15 protein-coding genes are annotated in these 14,075 nt (G+C 60.0%); 12 read left to right on the top strand and 3 right to left on the bottom strand.

Annotation, left to right across the window (positions count from 1 at the left end):
- Positions 1-218: 218 nt before the first annotated feature.
- The gene (locus JFT58_RS08170) at positions 219-521 is read right to left on the bottom strand and encodes a DUF2288 domain-containing protein (protein WP_034125956.1); all 303 of its coding nucleotides are present in this window, start codon (positions 519-521) and stop codon (positions 219-221) included.
- Between the two features lie 341 nt (positions 522-862).
- Here JFT58_RS08170 and JFT58_RS08165 point away from each other — a divergent pair, with 341 nt between their 5' ends.
- The 9 genes from JFT58_RS08165 (at position 863) to JFT58_RS08125 (ending at position 8,568) form a co-directional block, all read left to right on the top strand.
- Complete coding sequence (locus tag JFT58_RS08165) at positions 863-1,990, top strand: branched-chain amino acid ABC transporter substrate-binding protein (RefSeq protein ID WP_003193533.1); 1,128 nt, start codon at positions 863-865, stop codon at positions 1,988-1,990.
- Between the two features lie 227 nt (positions 1,991-2,217).
- Positions 2,218-3,141, top strand: coding sequence for a high-affinity branched-chain amino acid ABC transporter permease LivH (livH, locus tag JFT58_RS08160; RefSeq protein ID WP_003193535.1), 924 nt, complete (start codon positions 2,218-2,220; stop codon positions 3,139-3,141).
- Positions 3,138-4,391, top strand: coding sequence for a high-affinity branched-chain amino acid ABC transporter permease LivM (locus tag JFT58_RS08155; RefSeq protein WP_034125955.1), 1,254 nt, complete (start codon positions 3,138-3,140; stop codon positions 4,389-4,391). The genes livH and JFT58_RS08155 overlap by 4 nt, the downstream gene beginning before the upstream one ends.
- A complete protein-coding gene (gene livG, locus JFT58_RS08150; RefSeq protein WP_003193538.1) occupies positions 4,388-5,155 on the top strand; it encodes a high-affinity branched-chain amino acid ABC transporter ATP-binding protein LivG in 768 nt (255 codons plus the stop codon). Before JFT58_RS08155 ends, livG begins: the two co-directional genes overlap by 4 nt.
- A 1-nt stretch (position 5,156) precedes the next feature.
- Positions 5,157-5,858 carry an ABC transporter ATP-binding protein gene (locus JFT58_RS08145; RefSeq protein ID WP_003193540.1) on the top strand — a complete coding sequence of 234 codons (702 nt, stop codon included), beginning with the start codon at positions 5,157-5,159 and terminating at the stop codon, positions 5,856-5,858.
- A gap of 257 nt (positions 5,859-6,115) precedes the next feature.
- Positions 6,116-6,412, top strand: a complete 297-nt coding sequence (locus tag JFT58_RS08140) for a BufA1 family periplasmic bufferin-type metallophore (RefSeq protein WP_034125953.1) — start codon at positions 6,116-6,118, stop codon at positions 6,410-6,412.
- 22 nt (positions 6,413-6,434) lie between these two features.
- On the top strand, positions 6,435-7,313 hold the full coding sequence (gene bufB, locus JFT58_RS08135) for an MNIO family bufferin maturase (RefSeq protein ID WP_054898405.1): 879 nt from the start codon (positions 6,435-6,437) through the stop codon (positions 7,311-7,313).
- Positions 7,310-8,086 carry an HvfC/BufC N-terminal domain-containing protein gene (locus JFT58_RS08130; protein WP_054898404.1) on the top strand — a complete coding sequence of 259 codons (777 nt, stop codon included), beginning with the start codon at positions 7,310-7,312 and terminating at the stop codon, positions 8,084-8,086. Before bufB ends, JFT58_RS08130 begins: the two co-directional genes overlap by 4 nt.
- Positions 8,083-8,568 carry a DoxX family protein gene (locus JFT58_RS08125; protein ID WP_034125950.1) on the top strand — a complete coding sequence of 162 codons (486 nt, stop codon included), beginning with the start codon at positions 8,083-8,085 and terminating at the stop codon, positions 8,566-8,568. The genes JFT58_RS08130 and JFT58_RS08125 overlap by 4 nt, the downstream gene beginning before the upstream one ends.
- Here JFT58_RS08125 and JFT58_RS08120 read toward each other — a convergent pair.
- On the bottom strand, positions 8,559-9,473 hold the full coding sequence (locus tag JFT58_RS08120; RefSeq protein ID WP_054898403.1) for a LysR family transcriptional regulator: 915 nt from the start codon (positions 9,471-9,473) through the stop codon (positions 8,559-8,561). The genes JFT58_RS08125 and JFT58_RS08120 overlap by 10 nt on opposite strands.
- A gap of 218 nt (positions 9,474-9,691) precedes the next feature.
- On the opposite strand from JFT58_RS08120, the gene JFT58_RS08115 reads away from it, so the two are divergent.
- From JFT58_RS08115 to JFT58_RS08105, 3 genes are all read left to right on the top strand, one after another.
- On the top strand, positions 9,692-10,291 hold the full coding sequence (locus JFT58_RS08115) for a short chain dehydrogenase (RefSeq protein ID WP_034125948.1): 600 nt from the start codon (positions 9,692-9,694) through the stop codon (positions 10,289-10,291).
- A 96-nt stretch (positions 10,292-10,387) separates the two neighbouring features.
- On the top strand, positions 10,388-11,059 hold the full coding sequence (locus tag JFT58_RS08110; RefSeq protein ID WP_034125947.1) for a COG3650 family protein: 672 nt from the start codon (positions 10,388-10,390) through the stop codon (positions 11,057-11,059).
- Positions 11,060-11,165: 106 nt separating this feature from the next.
- A complete protein-coding gene (locus tag JFT58_RS08105; protein WP_034125946.1) occupies positions 11,166-12,779 on the top strand; it encodes an NAD(P)/FAD-dependent oxidoreductase in 1,614 nt (537 codons plus the stop codon).
- A gap of 92 nt (positions 12,780-12,871) precedes the next feature.
- Here JFT58_RS08105 and JFT58_RS08100 read toward each other — a convergent pair whose 3' ends face one another.
- On the bottom strand, positions 12,872-13,966 hold the full coding sequence (locus JFT58_RS08100; RefSeq protein WP_054897976.1) for a PLP-dependent cysteine synthase family protein: 1,095 nt from the start codon (positions 13,964-13,966) through the stop codon (positions 12,872-12,874).
- Between the last annotated feature and the right edge of the window lie 109 nt (positions 13,967-14,075).

Below are 14,075 nucleotides of genomic sequence, written 5' to 3'. Positions count from 1 at the left end.
CGGGGAGTGGTGGTGTAATCGCTGCTTCTCTTCACGCCGGGTCATACCTGGAAACAATTGCGCCACTCATTCCTTCGGACCTCAACTGTTCCCGTGACGCTTACGTCACCCTCGGCTGTGACCTTTCTCTACGGCAAGGTGCCATCACGCGTTCAGCGGTTACTCGGCTACACACTTCAGCGCGTGAAAAATACGCACCTTTTTCGTGCACGCCATTCTTATGCTGCCCTTTCCTGGATCAGGATCCATGGCGAGACCACCACTGCCCATAAGCTTGGATCCCGTTCGACCAGGTCCAATGCCCGCGTCGCAGACACCTCGCCAAGGGTGCCTGCAGCCAGCCAGGCGGCGACTTTGTCACGGTTGTCTTCGGCCATTCCTTCGGCGGCCTCGATCAAATCCAGGCCGGCATCGACCCACAATAGGGCACCCTTGGCAAAGAACGGTTCAAGCTCCTTCCAGGAAATTTCGGCGGTTTCACCGAGCAGCTTGGCATAGAGGGTGCTTGGTTCTTGCGTCATGGGAATTCACCTGAGTAGAAAATCGGCGCAATCATAGCCCCGTCGCTCAGGCAGAAAAACCCAGTAGCAAATGAAGTAGCGATTGAAACTGCCAGGAAAGCCAAGGAATGCCTTGAAAGCTGTTAGCAGCCCGGCGCAATTCTGTCTTTTTCTTTCACTTAAGCGACATACCCAGGTTTTGCCCCCAGCTGCCAGCTTTTCAAGCGATCAACCGGCGCTCTACACTGTACCGGTACAGTTGCCAGGGCAATGCCGGGGGGATATCCGCGATATCTGATCCGGTTCTGCAGCTCACAAGGCCGCTAGAACTATAAAAAATACAACAGTAAGAGTGGAGCACTATGAATAAGGCTACTAAGCAGATTTCCAAACTGTTTGCCGCTATGGTCCTGGCTGGGGTTGCCGGCCATTCGTTCGCAGCCGACACCATCAAGATCGGCATCGCCGGTCCCAAGACCGGTCCGGTGACGCAATACGGCGACATGCAATTCATGGGTGCCAAGCAAGCCATCAAAGACATCAACGCCAAGGGCGGCGTAGACGGCAAGATGCTTGAGGCCAAGGAATACGACGACGCTTGCGATCCAAAACAAGCCGTGGCCGTTGCCAACAAAGTGGTCAATGATGGCGTCAAGTTCGTCGTCGGCCACCTCTGCTCCAGCTCCACTCAGCCAGCATCGGATATCTATGAAGACGAAGGCGTCATCATGATCACCCCCGCTGCCACCAGCCCTGAAATCACTTCCCGTGGCTACAAGCTGATTTTCCGTACCATCGGCCTGGACAGCGCGCAAGGCCCAGCGGCCGGCAACTACATCGCCGACCACGTGAAACCGAAAATCGTTGCCGTGCTGCACGACAAGCAGCAATACGGTGAAGGTATCGCCAGCGCCGTGAAGAAGACCCTTGAAGAAAAAGGCACCAAGGTTGCCGTCTTCGAAGGCCTGAACGCCGGTGACAAAGACTTCTCCTCGATCATCCAGAAACTCAAGCAAGCCAACGTCGACTTCGTCTACTACGGCGGTTACCACCCTGAGCTGGGCCTGATCCTGCGCCAAGCCAAGGAAAAAGGCCTGAACGCCAAGTTCATGGGCCCAGAGGGCGTGGGTAACGACTCCATCTCGCAAATCGCCCAGGGCGCTTCCGAAGGCCTGCTGGTGACCCTGCCGAAATCCTTCGACACCGACCCTGCCAACAAAGCCATCGTTGAAGAGTTCGCCAAGAACAAACAGGACCCAACCGGTCCGTTCGTATTCCCGGCGTACTCGGCAGTTGAAGTCATCGCCGGCGGTATCGCTGCCGCGAAGAGCGAAGACACCGCCAAAGTGGCCGAGGCCATCCACGCGGGTACCTTCAAGACCCCTACCGGCGATCTGAGCTTCGACGCCAAGGGCGACCTGAAGGACTTCAAGTTCGTGGTCTACGAATGGCACTTCGGTAAACCAAAAACCGAAGTTTCCCCTCAGTAAGCCAGGCGTTACTGGTCAACAAGCCCACTGTGCAAGCAGTGGGCTTTGTTTTACGAGGTTTATGGGCCATGTCACCCGCGATCCGGGCGCTGGCTCACCTGAAAATCTTAAAACCGTCACCAGCGGTTCGCTGGCAAACGCTTCGTGCAACCTGGTCACAGAACAGGGCACCGAGCCGGAAATGACTCCACCAGTGAAATGCGTATCGGGTTTTTAGGAGCGCTGTAATGCCTGAGATCTATCATTTTTTCCAACAGCTGGTTAATGGCCTGACCATTGGCAGCACCTATGCCTTGATAGCCATTGGCTACACAATGGTTTACGGCATCATTGGAATGATCAACTTCGCCCATGGCGAGGTGTACATGATTGGTTCCTACGTGGCCTTTATCGCCCTTGCCGGGCTGGCCATGATGGGGATCCACTCCCTGCCGCTGTTGATGACCGCTGCGTTCCTGGCATCGATCATCGTGACCAGTGCCTATGGCTACAGCATCGAGCGGGTTGCCTACCGTCCCCTGCGGGGCAGCAACCGTTTGATCCCGCTGATTTCCGCGATCGGCATGTCGATTTTCCTGCAGAACACCGTATTGCTGTCCCAGGACTCCAAGGACAAGTCCATTCCCAACCTGATTCCGGGGAGCATCTCCTTCGGCCCGGGTGGCGCACAAGAAGTGCTGATTTCGTACATGCAGATTCTGGTTTTCGTGGTCACCCTGGTGGCCATGCTGGGCCTGACGCTGTTCATCTCCCGCTCCCGTCTGGGGCGCGCCTGCCGGGCCTGCGCCGAAGACATCAAGATGGCCAACCTGCTGGGCATCAACACCAACAACATCATCGCCCTGACCTTCGTCATTGGTGCTGCGCTGGCGGCCGTGGCGGCCGTGTTGCTGAGCATGCAATACGGCGTGATCAACCCCAACGCCGGCTTCCTGGTGGGCCTCAAGGCCTTTACCGCTGCGGTATTGGGCGGCATCGGCAGCATTCCGGGCGCCATGCTCGGCGGGCTGGTGCTGGGTGTGGCCGAAGCCTTTGGCGCCGATATCTTCGGTGACCAGTACAAGGATGTCGTCGCGTTCGGCCTGTTGGTTCTGGTGTTGTTGTTCCGTCCGACCGGCATCCTGGGCCGTCCGGAGGTTGAGAAAGTATGAGCAGATATCTTAAATCGGCGTTTTTCAGCGCCTTGCTGGTGTGGGCCGTGGCCTTCCCGGTACTCGGCCTCAAGCTGAGCATTGTCGGCATCAACCTGGAGGTGCACGGCACCGGGCCTGTGACCCTGACCGTCATCGCCCTGTGTTCGGTGCTGATGTTCCTGCGTGTACTGTTCACCCAGCAGGTCGGTGCCTTGTTCAAGGGCAACCGTGGCCCGTTGGTGTCGCCCAAGGTCAGCCAATTTCTGACCCTGCCGCGCACCCAGCGCTACATCATCATCGGGTTGATCATCGCGGCGCTGATCTGGCCGTTCTTCGGCTCGCGCGGCGCGGTCGACATTGCCACGCTGATCCTGATCTACGTGTTGCTGGGCCTGGGCCTGAACATCGTGGTGGGCCTGGCCGGCCTGCTCGACCTGGGGTATGTGGGCTTTTACGCCGTGGGTGCCTACACCTACGCGCTGCTCTCGCATTACCTGGGCTGGAGCTTCTGGATCTGCCTGCCACTGGCCGGTATGGCAGCGGCGACGTTCGGCTTCCTGCTGGGCTTCCCGGTGCTGCGCCTGCGCGGTGACTACCTGGCGATCGTGACCCTGGGCTTCGGCGAGATCATTCGCCTGTTCCTGCGTAACCTCACCGATATCACCGGTGGCCCCAACGGTATCAGCAGCATTCCCAAGCCGACGTTCTTCGGGCTGTCGTTCGACCGCACCGCCGCCGAAGGCATGCAGACCTTCCACGAGTACTTCGGGATTGCCTACAACCCGGTGAGCAAAGTGGTGTTCCTGTACCTGGTCGCACTGTTGCTGGCATTGGCGGCCTTGTTCGTGATCAACCGCCTGCTGCGCATGCCCATCGGCCGTGCGTGGGAAGCACTGCGCGAAGATGAAATCGCCTGCCGTGCCCTGGGCCTGAACCCGACCATCATCAAGCTTTCCGCATTCACCCTGGGCGCTGCATTCGCCGGTTTTGCCGGCAGCTTCTTCGCCGCTCGCCAAGGCCTGGTGACGCCGGAATCGTTCACCTTTATCGAGTCGGCGATCATTCTCGCCATCGTGGTACTGGGTGGCATGGGCTCGCAACTGGGCGTGATCCTGGCGGCCATCGTGATGATCCTGCTGCCGGAAATGATGCGTGAGTTCAGCGAATACCGCATGTTGATGTTCGGCGCCATGATGGTGCTGATGATGATCTGGCGCCCTCAAGGCCTGCTGCCCATGCAACGTCCACACATGGAGCTGCGCAAATGAGCCGCGAGATCCTGAAAGTCGAAAACCTGAGCATGCGCTTCGGCGGTTTGCTGGCGGTCAATGGCGTGGCCCTGACCGTCAAAGAGAAACAAGTGGTAGCGCTGATCGGCCCCAACGGCGCCGGCAAGACCACGGTGTTCAACTGCCTCACCGGTTTCTACAAGCCGAGCGGTGGCAGCATCCTGCTGGACGGCCAACCCATACAGGGCCTGGCCGGCCACGAAATCGCCCGCAAAGGCGTGGTGCGTACCTTCCAGAACGTGCGGTTGTTCAAGGACATGACGGCGGTCGAGAACCTGTTGATCGCCCAGCACCGTCACTTGAACACCAACTTCTTCGCTGGCCTGTTCAAGACCCCGGCGTTCCGCAAGAGCGAACGCGAGGCCATGGAATACGCGGCGTACTGGCTGGACAAGGTCAACCTGACCGAGTTCGCCAACCGCCCGGCAGGCACCCTCGCCTACGGCCAGCAACGTCGCCTGGAAATCGCCCGCTGCATGATGACCCGCCCGCGCATCCTGATGCTCGACGAACCTGCCGCGGGCCTGAACCCCAAGGAAACCGAAGACCTCAAGGCGCTGATCAGTGTGCTGCGTGAGGAAAACAACGCCACGGTGCTGTTGATCGAACACGACATGAAACTGGTCATGAGCATCTCCGACCATATCGTGGTGATCAACCAGGGCACGCCGCTGGCCAACGGGACGCCGGAGCAGATCCGCGACAATCCTGAAGTGATCAAAGCCTACTTGGGGGAAGCGTAAAATGCTGCAATTCGAAAACGTTTCCACTTTCTACGGCAAGATCCAGGCCCTGCACAGCGTCAATGTGGAAGTGCGCCAGGGTGAGATTGTCACCCTGATCGGCGCCAACGGTGCCGGCAAATCGACCTTGCTGATGACCTTGTGCGGTTCGCCGCAAGCCTACAGTGGCAGCATCCGCTACATGGGTGAAGAACTGGTGGGCAAGCACTCCGCCGAGATCATGCGCAAGAGCATTGCGGTGGTGCCCGAAGGCCGTCGGGTGTTCTCGCGCCTGACCGTGGAAGAGAACCTGGCCATGGGTGGGTTCTTCACCGACAAGGGCGATTACCAGGAGCAGATGGACAAGGTGCTGCACCTGTTCCCCCGCCTCAAGGAACGCTTCAGCCAGCGCGGCGGCACCATGTCCGGCGGCGAGCAGCAGATGCTCGCCATCGGCCGGGCGCTGATGAGCAAGCCCAAGCTGTTGCTGCTGGACGAGCCTTCCCTGGGCCTGGCACCGATCATCATCCAGCAGATCTTCGACATCATCGAACAACTGCGCAAGGACGGTGTGACGGTGTTTTTGGTGGAACAGAACGCCAACCAGGCGCTGAAAATCGCTGACCGTGCCTATGTACTGGAGAATGGCCGGGTGGTGATGCAGGGTACGGGTGAGCAATTGCTGACCGATCCGAAGGTGCGGGAGGCCTACCTCGGCGGCTAAGAAAGAGTGAGTTCTAAGTAGGAGCTGGCTTGTGTGGGAGCTGGCTTGCCTGCGATGGCATCACCCCGGTGTATCTGAAGAACCGAGGCGTTTGCATCGCGGGCAAGCCCGACTCCCACATTTGCTTTGTATAAGTCATTAAACAGGTGTTGTTTGCAGTTTTTTTCGATGGCTTTGTAACGAATTCCCTCCCCCTTTCTCTAGTGGTGCATGCAGGCAATCAAGCCTGCGCATTCAACCACTGCTGGAGACACACCATGACCACCAAACTGTCCGCTGCCACCCTCGTTCTGGCCCTTGGTTCTGCCCTGAGCCTGTCCGCCCTGACCACCACCGCCCACGCGGCCGACGACATGCAGAAATGCTTCGGCGTGGCTGAAGCCGGCAAAAATGACTGCGCCGCGGGCGCCGGCACTTCCTGCGCTGGCACCTCCAAAACCAAAGACCAGGCCAATGCCTGGAAGCTGGTACCCGCCGGCACTTGCACCAAGACCCCAAGCACCACCTCGCCGACCGGTTTTGGCCAGGAAGCGGCCTTCACCGCCAAATCCTGAACCCCGCGCAGCCTGAGTACTGATGATGACGCCTACAGCCCAACACGCGGTCTCACCGGCTCAGGTGCCCGGCCTCCCCTATCGGGCCGGGCTGGGGCTCAAGACCGAGCACTTCACCGAGGTTCTCGAGACCCGCCCCGACATCGGTTTTTTCGAAGTACACGCCGAAAACTACATGGTGGCCGGCGGCCCGTTTCATCACTACCTGGGGTTGATTCGTGCGCAGTACCCCCTGTCACTGCACGGCGTCGGCCTGTCCATCGGCGGCGAAGCCCCCTTGGATCGCGAGCACCTGGCACGCCTGGCCACGCTGATCGAACGCTATCAACCCCAGTCTTTTTCCGAACACCTGGCCTGGTCCAGCCACGGCCCGGTGTTTCTCAACGACTTGCTGCCCCTGGCCTACGACGCCTGCACCCTGGAGCGGGTATGCGAACACGTGGATCAGGTACAGAGCACGCTCAAGCGGCCGATGCTGTTGGAAAACCCCTCCACTTACCTGCAGTTCCAGCGCTCTACCCTGGACGAAACCGACTTCATCAGCCAGATAGTCCGCCGTACTGGTTGCGGCCTGCTGCTCGACGTCAACAACGTCTACGTGTCCTGCATCAATCATCAGCGCGACCCGCTGACCTACATCGATGCCTTGCCATTGCACGCAGTGGGTGAGATTCATCTGGCCGGTTTTGCCGAAGACACCGACAGCCTGGGCGACCGCCTGCTGATTGATGACCACGGCGCGCCGATCGATAACGCCGTGTGGCAGCTTTACGCACAGGTACTGGCGCGGACCGGAGCGGTGGCGACGCTGATCGAGCGGGATAACCAGGTGCCCGCGTTCAGCGTGTTGCAAGCAGAGGCCCGGCAGGCCGAATGGTATTTGTCGCAGGTGGCCCGATGAGCATTCAGCAAACATTCGCCGAGGCTTTACTGGCCCCGCAAGCAGCCTGCCCCGAGGGCGTGTTCAGCAGCAACGGTGCTGAACCGGCGAGCCGCTTTGCGGTGTATCGAAACAATGTCCATAGCGCTTTGATCAATGCTTTGGCAGCCGCCTACCCGGTGGCGCGGCAACTGGTCGGCGATGAGTTTTTCCGCGCCATGGCCGGCCTGTATGCCCAGGCCCACCCCCCCACCAGCCCCTTGATCAGTGAGTACGGCGGCACGTTCGCTGACTTTATCCAGGGTTTCGAACCAGCCTGGAGCGTGCCCTACCTGGCCGATGTCGCCCGGCTGGAACGCTTGAGGGTCCGCGCTTATCACGCGGCGGATTGCCAGGTTCTGGATCAGCACAGCGTACTTCGGCAACTGCAAGGTTGCGCGCAACTGGGGCAACTGCGTGTACGACTGCATCCATCACTTGCCACGCTGGAATCTTCCTACGCGGTGGTATCGGTCTGGACGGCGCACCAGGCCGACGGGGCCATTACCAGCTTTAACCCCTGGCATGCTCAAGGCGGGCTGGTCTTGCGCCAAGGGTTGGTGGTCAAGGTATTCGCCATCGACCGCGGGTCTGTGACCTTTATCAACCGACTCAACCAAGGCGCAGGGCTGGAAATGGCCATAGCTGATGCCCTGAAAGCCTCTGACGAATTCGACTTGCACCTATGTCTCACGCTGTTGATCAGCCACGACGCCATCACCCATTTGCATCTGCAACCAGAGGTATCGCCATGAACTTTCCCGCTCCCTGCCTGGTAAAACGAACCGTCGCACTGTTTGAAAAAATCCCCTACAGCCTGATCGCCTTTATCGCGCGCTTCTCCATTGCTGCGGTGTTCTGGAAGTCTGGCCAGACCAAGGTCGAAGGCTTTGCCATTGACCTGATCAGCGGCACCTTCCAATGGGGTGAGCCCAAACTCGCCGCCTCGACGCTCTTTTTGTTTCGCAGCGAATACCAATTGCCTCTGCTGTCGCCAGAGGTGGCCGCGCACCTGGCAACCTTTGCCGAGCACTTTTTTCCGGTATTGATTCTGCTGGGGTTCGCCACGCGCTTCTCGGCCCTGGCCTTGATAGGCATGACCTTGACCATCCAGCTGTTCGTCTACCCTGACGCCTACCCCACTCACGGCACCTGGCTTGCGCTGTTATTGTTGTTGCTTGCCAAAGGCCCCGGGTGCCTGTCCATCGACCACCTGATTGCCCGTCGTTATCGCTGAAGCCGATCCAGCGCTTCGCCGCTGCGCTTGAACCAGTCCACCAGGTAGTCGGCCAACACCTGGGTACGCCGAGGCAAACCGCCTTGGTAGGGATGCACCAAGTACATCGGCATGCTGCGTGTCTGATAATCGCGCAGCAGCCAGCGCAATCGGCCGTCAGCCAGCTCCGTGGGTAGAACGTAGGACGGCAGGCGGGCAATACCGGCGCCGACCAACGCTGCTTTTTTCAACAGGTTGTAGTGGTTGGAGGCGAAGGTGCCGCTCACCTTTACCCGCAGCAATTCGTGTTGCTGGTGGTACAACCACTCCTCGCGGCCACTGTAATGACTGTTGAGCAAACAGCTGTGCGCCGCCAGGTCCGCTGGGGTCTGCGGCTCGCCATGCTGTTCCAGATAAGCCGGGCTGGCGCAGGTCATCTCATGCCAGGCCAGCAAAGGTTTAGCCACCAAGCGTTCATGTTCGATGGCGCCCGACCGTACCCCCAAGTCAAAACCATCCCGTGCCAAGTCTCGGTAGTTGTTATTGAGCTCCAGCTCGATCTGCACCTGCGGGTATTGCTTGGAGAACTCCATCAGCAAGCCATCGAAGAAGGTTTCACCCAACGACACTGGAACGGTCATACGCACAGGGCCAGCCAAATCATCTTTGAGCCGCGCCAATGCCTGGCGGGCGCGTTCCACCTGCACCACCAATGCTTGTGCCTGGGGCAGCAACGCCGCGCCGGCAGCAGTCAGGCTCAGCTTGCGCGTGGTGCGGTGCAGCAAAACCACGGCAAACTGCGCTTCCAACTGGCTGATGCGCTTGGACAACTGCCCTTTGCTGCAGCCCAATTGTGCGGCCGCCACGGTGAAACTGCCGGCTTCGATCAGCACGGCGAACGCCGCCAGGTCATCCATTTCGCTCATGGACTGTTTCCATTTGAAAACCAAAGGTTGCCTATTAGCACGTTTATCCAATTAAAAAGCCACACTAGACTGAACGCAAATCCCAACCCCTGTAGGAGCGAGCTTGCTCGCGAAGAACGTCAACGATCACGCGGTAAGCCTGACTACACGCCGGCGACCTTGAGTTTTTCGCGAGCACGCTTGCCCCTGCAGGAAATCAGCCCCAGAGGAACAGCACGATGAAAATCCTATTGATCGGTGCCAGCGGCACCATCGGTTCAGCGGTCAAGGCGGAACTGGCCCAGCGCCACGAAGTGATCAGCATCGGCCGCACCAGCGGTGACTTCCAGGTGGATATCAGCGATAGCGCCTCGATCCGTAAGCTGTTCGAGCAGACCGGTAAGTTCGACGCCCTGATCTGCGCGGCAGGCAGCGTCAACTTCGTGCCCCTGGCAGACATGAACGACAGCGATTTCGAACTGGGCCTGCGTGACAAGCTGATGGGCCAGGTCAACCTGCTGTTGATCGGCCGTGAGTACGCCAACGACGGTGCTTCGTTCACGTTCACCAGCGGCATCCTGAACCGTGATCCTATCCGTACCGGCGCTTCGGCGGCCTTGGTCAACGGTGCTCTGGACGCCTTCGTCAAAGCGGCGGCCATTGAATTGCCTCGCGGCCTGCGTATCAACTCGGTCAGCCCGACTGTGCTACTGGAAGCCATGGGCAGCTATGCCCCTTATTTCCGTGGCTACAAACCTGCCCCCGCCGCCGATGTGGCGCTGGCTTACGCAAAAAGCGTCGAGGGCCTACAAACTGGTCAGACCTTTATCGTGGGATGAGGGTGAGTACTGTAAGAAACGCCTGAAGCTGGCAAGCGGGCTTGTGATGCACGGCCAGCCTGCGTAACGTGGCGGCACTTGCCTGGAGACCCGATAATGCGCGCCGCCCGTACCCTCGTCCTGTTTGCCTTGCTTCCTGTATTCGCCGCCTGCCAATTGTTCGAAAGCGAGCCGGCCAAGCCATCGACTGTCGGGCTGACCCGTATGCAGGGTGAGTTGACCGCGGTGGACGGCAAACTGCTGTTCCAGCCGTGCGGCGACCAGCGTAGCTACGTGGTCAACGACACCGGCGGCACCAGCGTCCTGCAGGAAGCCGCCTCGCTGGCCGGCCAGCAGGGCAAGCTGTTTGCCGACCTGCGCGGCAAGTTTTCCGGGGTCGCCAGCGGCACCCAGGGTTCAGTGGACCTGCAACAGCTGTATCGCGTCGAACGCTCGACTTCAGCGTGCTCCGACCCGGACTTCAAGCGCATGATTCTGCGGGCCAACGGCCATAAACCCGCCTGGGCAATGAATGTCACGGCCAAGGGTATGGTGCTGGAACGCGAAGGCCATCCACCTTTGGCAGTACCCTACGTCGAGGAACAACTGGGCGACGGCCGCTTCAATCTGATGACTGAAGCCAACAACCAGCACATCGAACTGTGGGTGGCGCCCCAGCGCTGCGTCGACAGTGTGAGCGGCAGCCTGCAACACATGAGCGCCGAGTTGCGCGTGAACGGCCAGGTGCAGCGTGGTTGCGCAGCATTCGGCGGCTCGCGGGACGACTGATTAGGCCCTGTGCTGTTTTAACCTGACGGAAACTTGCCATTGGGGCTTATAATCGCCGGTTTGCAAAACAGCCGGCCTCCTTGCCCGCCGCCTACCGGATCCTGTCATGTTACGAATCACCGAACTCAAGCTGCCCATCGACCATCCCGAAGAAGACCTGCGCACTGCCATCGTGCAGCGCCTGGGCATCGCCAGTGATGACCTGCTCGATTTCACCCTGTTCAAGCGCAGCTACGATGCGCGTAAAAAGACCTCTGAGCTGTGCTTCATCTACACCGTCGACCTGAACGTGAAGGGTGAAGCCGCGCTGCTGCTCAAGTTTGCCGACGACCGCAACGTCAACCCGGCACCGGATGTCAGCTACAAGGTGGTGGGCCAGGCGCCGGAAGGCCTGGCTGAGCGGCCAATCGTGGTGGGCTTCGGTCCCTGCGGGATCTTCGCCGGGCTGCTGCTGGCACAGATGGGCTTCAAGCCGATCATCCTCGAGCGCGGCAAGGAAGTGCGCCAACGCACCAAGGACACCTGGGGCCTGTGGCGCAAAAGCGTGCTCAACCCCGAGTCCAACGTGCAATTCGGTGAAGGCGGCGCAGGCACCTTCTCCGACGGCAAGCTGTACAGCCAGATCAAGGACCCGAAATTCCACGGTCGCAAAGTGCTGCACGAGTTCGTCAAGGCCGGCGCGCCGGAAGAAATTCTCTACGTCAGCAAGCCCCACATCGGCACCTTCCGCCTGACCGGCGTGGTGGAAAACATGCGCGAGCAGATCATCGCCCTGGGCGGTGAAGTGCGCTTCGAGCAGCGGGTCACCGACGTGTTGATCGAAGACGGCCAGTTGAACGGCGTGGTCATCGACGGCGGCGAGCAGATCCTCTCCAAGCACGTGATTCTTGCCCTGGGCCACAGCGCCCGTGACACCTTCCGCATGCTCCACGACCGTGGCGTGTACATGGAAGCCAAGCCGTTCTCGGTGGGTTTCCGTATCGAACACCCACAGTCGCTGATCGACGCCGCACGCCTGGGTAAATACGCCGGCCACCCGAAGCTGGGTGCTGCGGACTACAAGCTGGTGCACCACGCCAAGAACGGCCGTTCGGTCTACAGCTTCTGCATGTGCCCGGGCGGCACCGTCGTGGCTGCGACCTCGGAGCCCCATCGCGTCGTGACCAACGGCATGAGCCAATACTCACGTAACGAGCGCAATGCCAACTCTGGCATCGTGGTAGGGATTACCCCCGAGGTGGATTACCCGGGTGGCCCGCTGGCCGGTATCGAGTTGCAGGAGCGCCTGGAGTCCCACGCCTACATCCTCGGCGGCAGCAACTACGAGGCCCCGGCGCAACTGGTAGGTGACTTCATCGCCGGAAAACCCTCCACCGCGCTGGGCAGTGTGGAGCCGTCCTACAAACCCGGAGTGTCGCTGGGTGACCTGGCCCTGGCCCTGCCGGACTTCGCCATCGAAGCCATCCGCGAAGCCTTGCCGGCGTTTGAGAAACAGATCAAAGGTTACTCGCTGCACGATGCGGTGCTGACCGGCATCGAGACCCGCACCTCATCGCCCTTGCGCATTACCCGCAACGAGTCAATGCAGAGCCTGAACGTCAAAGGCTTGTTCCCGGCCGGAGAAGGCGCGGGGTATGCCGGTGGGATTCTGTCGGCGGGTGTCGACGGGATTCGGATCGCCGAGGCGTTGGCGCGGGATATGCTCGGCATCCACGGTTGAAGCTTCGAGTTGTAAGCTTCAAGCCACAAGCTAAAAACAGGTATGCATCCTGCTTTTCTTGTAGCTTGGAGCTTACAACTTGGCGCTGCTTGTCAGATATTAGCGCGCAGGATGTTAGCGGGTAGCGCCTCACCGCGCTCGACACTCGCCGCAACCGCCGCGATCAACCCTTCCAGCTCATAGCCCTGCCCCGCCAGCCAAGCTTGATCGTAATAGGTCGTGGCATAGCGCTCACCACCATCGCACAAGATCGCAACGATCGACCCCGACTCCCCCGCCGCTTTCATCTGTTGCGCCGCCATCAGCGCACCGATCAGGTTGGTCCCGCTGGACCCGCCAACCCGTCGCCCCAAACGCTCAGCCAGGTAATGCATGGCCGCCAGGGACAATGCATCCGGCACTTTGACCATGGCGTCAATCACCGCGGGCAGAAACGATGCCTCCACCCGTGGGCGACCAATCCCTTCAATCCGTGAGCCACAGTCCAGGCGCAGGCTGGCGTCACCACTCTGGTAGAAGTCGAAGAACACCGAGCGTTCGGCGTCGGCACATAGAACACGCGTGCAATGTTGACGATAACGCACATAGCGGCCCAGGGTCGCGGTGGTGCCGCCGGTGCCAGGGCTGGAAATCAACCAACTCGGCTCCGGGTGCTGTTCAAAGCGCATCTGCTGGAAGATCGATTCGGCGATGTTGTTGTTCGCCCGCCAGTCGGTGGCACGCTCGGCGTAGGTGAACTGGTCCATGAAGTGCCCCCCGCTTTCCTGGGCCAGGCGTTCGGATTCGGCGTAGATCTGCGTCGGGTCCTGGACCAGATGGCTCTTGCCACCATAGAAGGCAATCTGGGCGATCTTCTCTTGGGACGTGGTCGCGGGCATGACGGCAATGAACGGCAAGCCGAGCAAGCGCGCGAAGTAGGCTTCAGAGATCGCGGTGGAGCCGCTGGACGCTTCAATAACGGGGGCGCCCGGCTTGAGCCAGCCATTGCACAGCGCATACAGGAACAGCGAGCGCGCCAGCCGGTGTTTCAGGCTGCCGGTGGGGTGGCTGGACTCATCCTTGAAGTACAACTCGATGCCTGGCAAACCCGGTAATGGCAGCGGGATCAGGTGGGTATCGGCGCTCCGCTGGAAGTCCGCTTCAATGATACGAATGGCTTCGCGGGCCCAGGTACGGTGGTCGCTCATGGTGGCTTCTCTAAAGGTTTTCAGCGGTGATCTTAGGATGTTTCCCACACTTCACACAGATACAGTGACGACGCAATTGGACACACAATTGCTAGTCTTTAACCCACCG

This window comes from Pseudomonas sp. MF6767, from assembly GCF_016405475.1.
Taxonomy (GTDB): domain Bacteria; phylum Pseudomonadota; class Gammaproteobacteria; order Pseudomonadales; family Pseudomonadaceae; genus Aquipseudomonas; species Aquipseudomonas paracarnis.
The sequence above is the reverse complement of the archived record's forward strand: the minus strand, read 5'-3'. Positions and strand labels throughout refer to the sequence as shown.

Excerpts from the sequence above, each read along its gene's own strand:
- JFT58_RS08170 (WP_034125956.1), bottom strand. The coding sequence starts at position 521 with ATGACGCAAGAACCAAGCACCCTCTATGCCAAGCTGCTCGGTGAAACC.
- JFT58_RS08165 (WP_003193533.1), top strand. The coding sequence starts at position 863 with ATGAATAAGGCTACTAAGCAGATTTCCAAACTGTTTGCCGCTATGGTC.
- livH (WP_003193535.1), top strand. The coding sequence starts at position 2,218 with ATGCCTGAGATCTATCATTTTTTCCAACAGCTGGTTAATGGCCTGACC.
- JFT58_RS08155 (WP_034125955.1), top strand. The coding sequence starts at position 3,138 with ATGAGCAGATATCTTAAATCGGCGTTTTTCAGCGCCTTGCTGGTGTGG.
- livG (WP_003193538.1), top strand. The coding sequence starts at position 4,388 with ATGAGCCGCGAGATCCTGAAAGTCGAAAACCTGAGCATGCGCTTCGGC.
- JFT58_RS08145 (WP_003193540.1), top strand. The coding sequence starts at position 5,157 with ATGCTGCAATTCGAAAACGTTTCCACTTTCTACGGCAAGATCCAGGCC.
- JFT58_RS08140 (WP_034125953.1), top strand. The coding sequence starts at position 6,116 with ATGACCACCAAACTGTCCGCTGCCACCCTCGTTCTGGCCCTTGGTTCT.
- bufB (WP_054898405.1), top strand. The coding sequence starts at position 6,435 with ATGATGACGCCTACAGCCCAACACGCGGTCTCACCGGCTCAGGTGCCC.
- JFT58_RS08130 (WP_054898404.1), top strand. The coding sequence starts at position 7,310 with ATGAGCATTCAGCAAACATTCGCCGAGGCTTTACTGGCCCCGCAAGCA.
- JFT58_RS08125 (WP_034125950.1), top strand. The coding sequence starts at position 8,083 with ATGAACTTTCCCGCTCCCTGCCTGGTAAAACGAACCGTCGCACTGTTT.
- JFT58_RS08120 (WP_054898403.1), bottom strand. The coding sequence starts at position 9,473 with ATGAGCGAAATGGATGACCTGGCGGCGTTCGCCGTGCTGATCGAAGCC.
- JFT58_RS08115 (WP_034125948.1), top strand. The coding sequence starts at position 9,692 with ATGAAAATCCTATTGATCGGTGCCAGCGGCACCATCGGTTCAGCGGTC.
- JFT58_RS08110 (WP_034125947.1), top strand. The coding sequence starts at position 10,388 with ATGCGCGCCGCCCGTACCCTCGTCCTGTTTGCCTTGCTTCCTGTATTC.
- JFT58_RS08105 (WP_034125946.1), top strand. The coding sequence starts at position 11,166 with ATGTTACGAATCACCGAACTCAAGCTGCCCATCGACCATCCCGAAGAA.
- JFT58_RS08100 (WP_054897976.1), bottom strand. The coding sequence starts at position 13,966 with ATGAGCGACCACCGTACCTGGGCCCGCGAAGCCATTCGTATCATTGAA.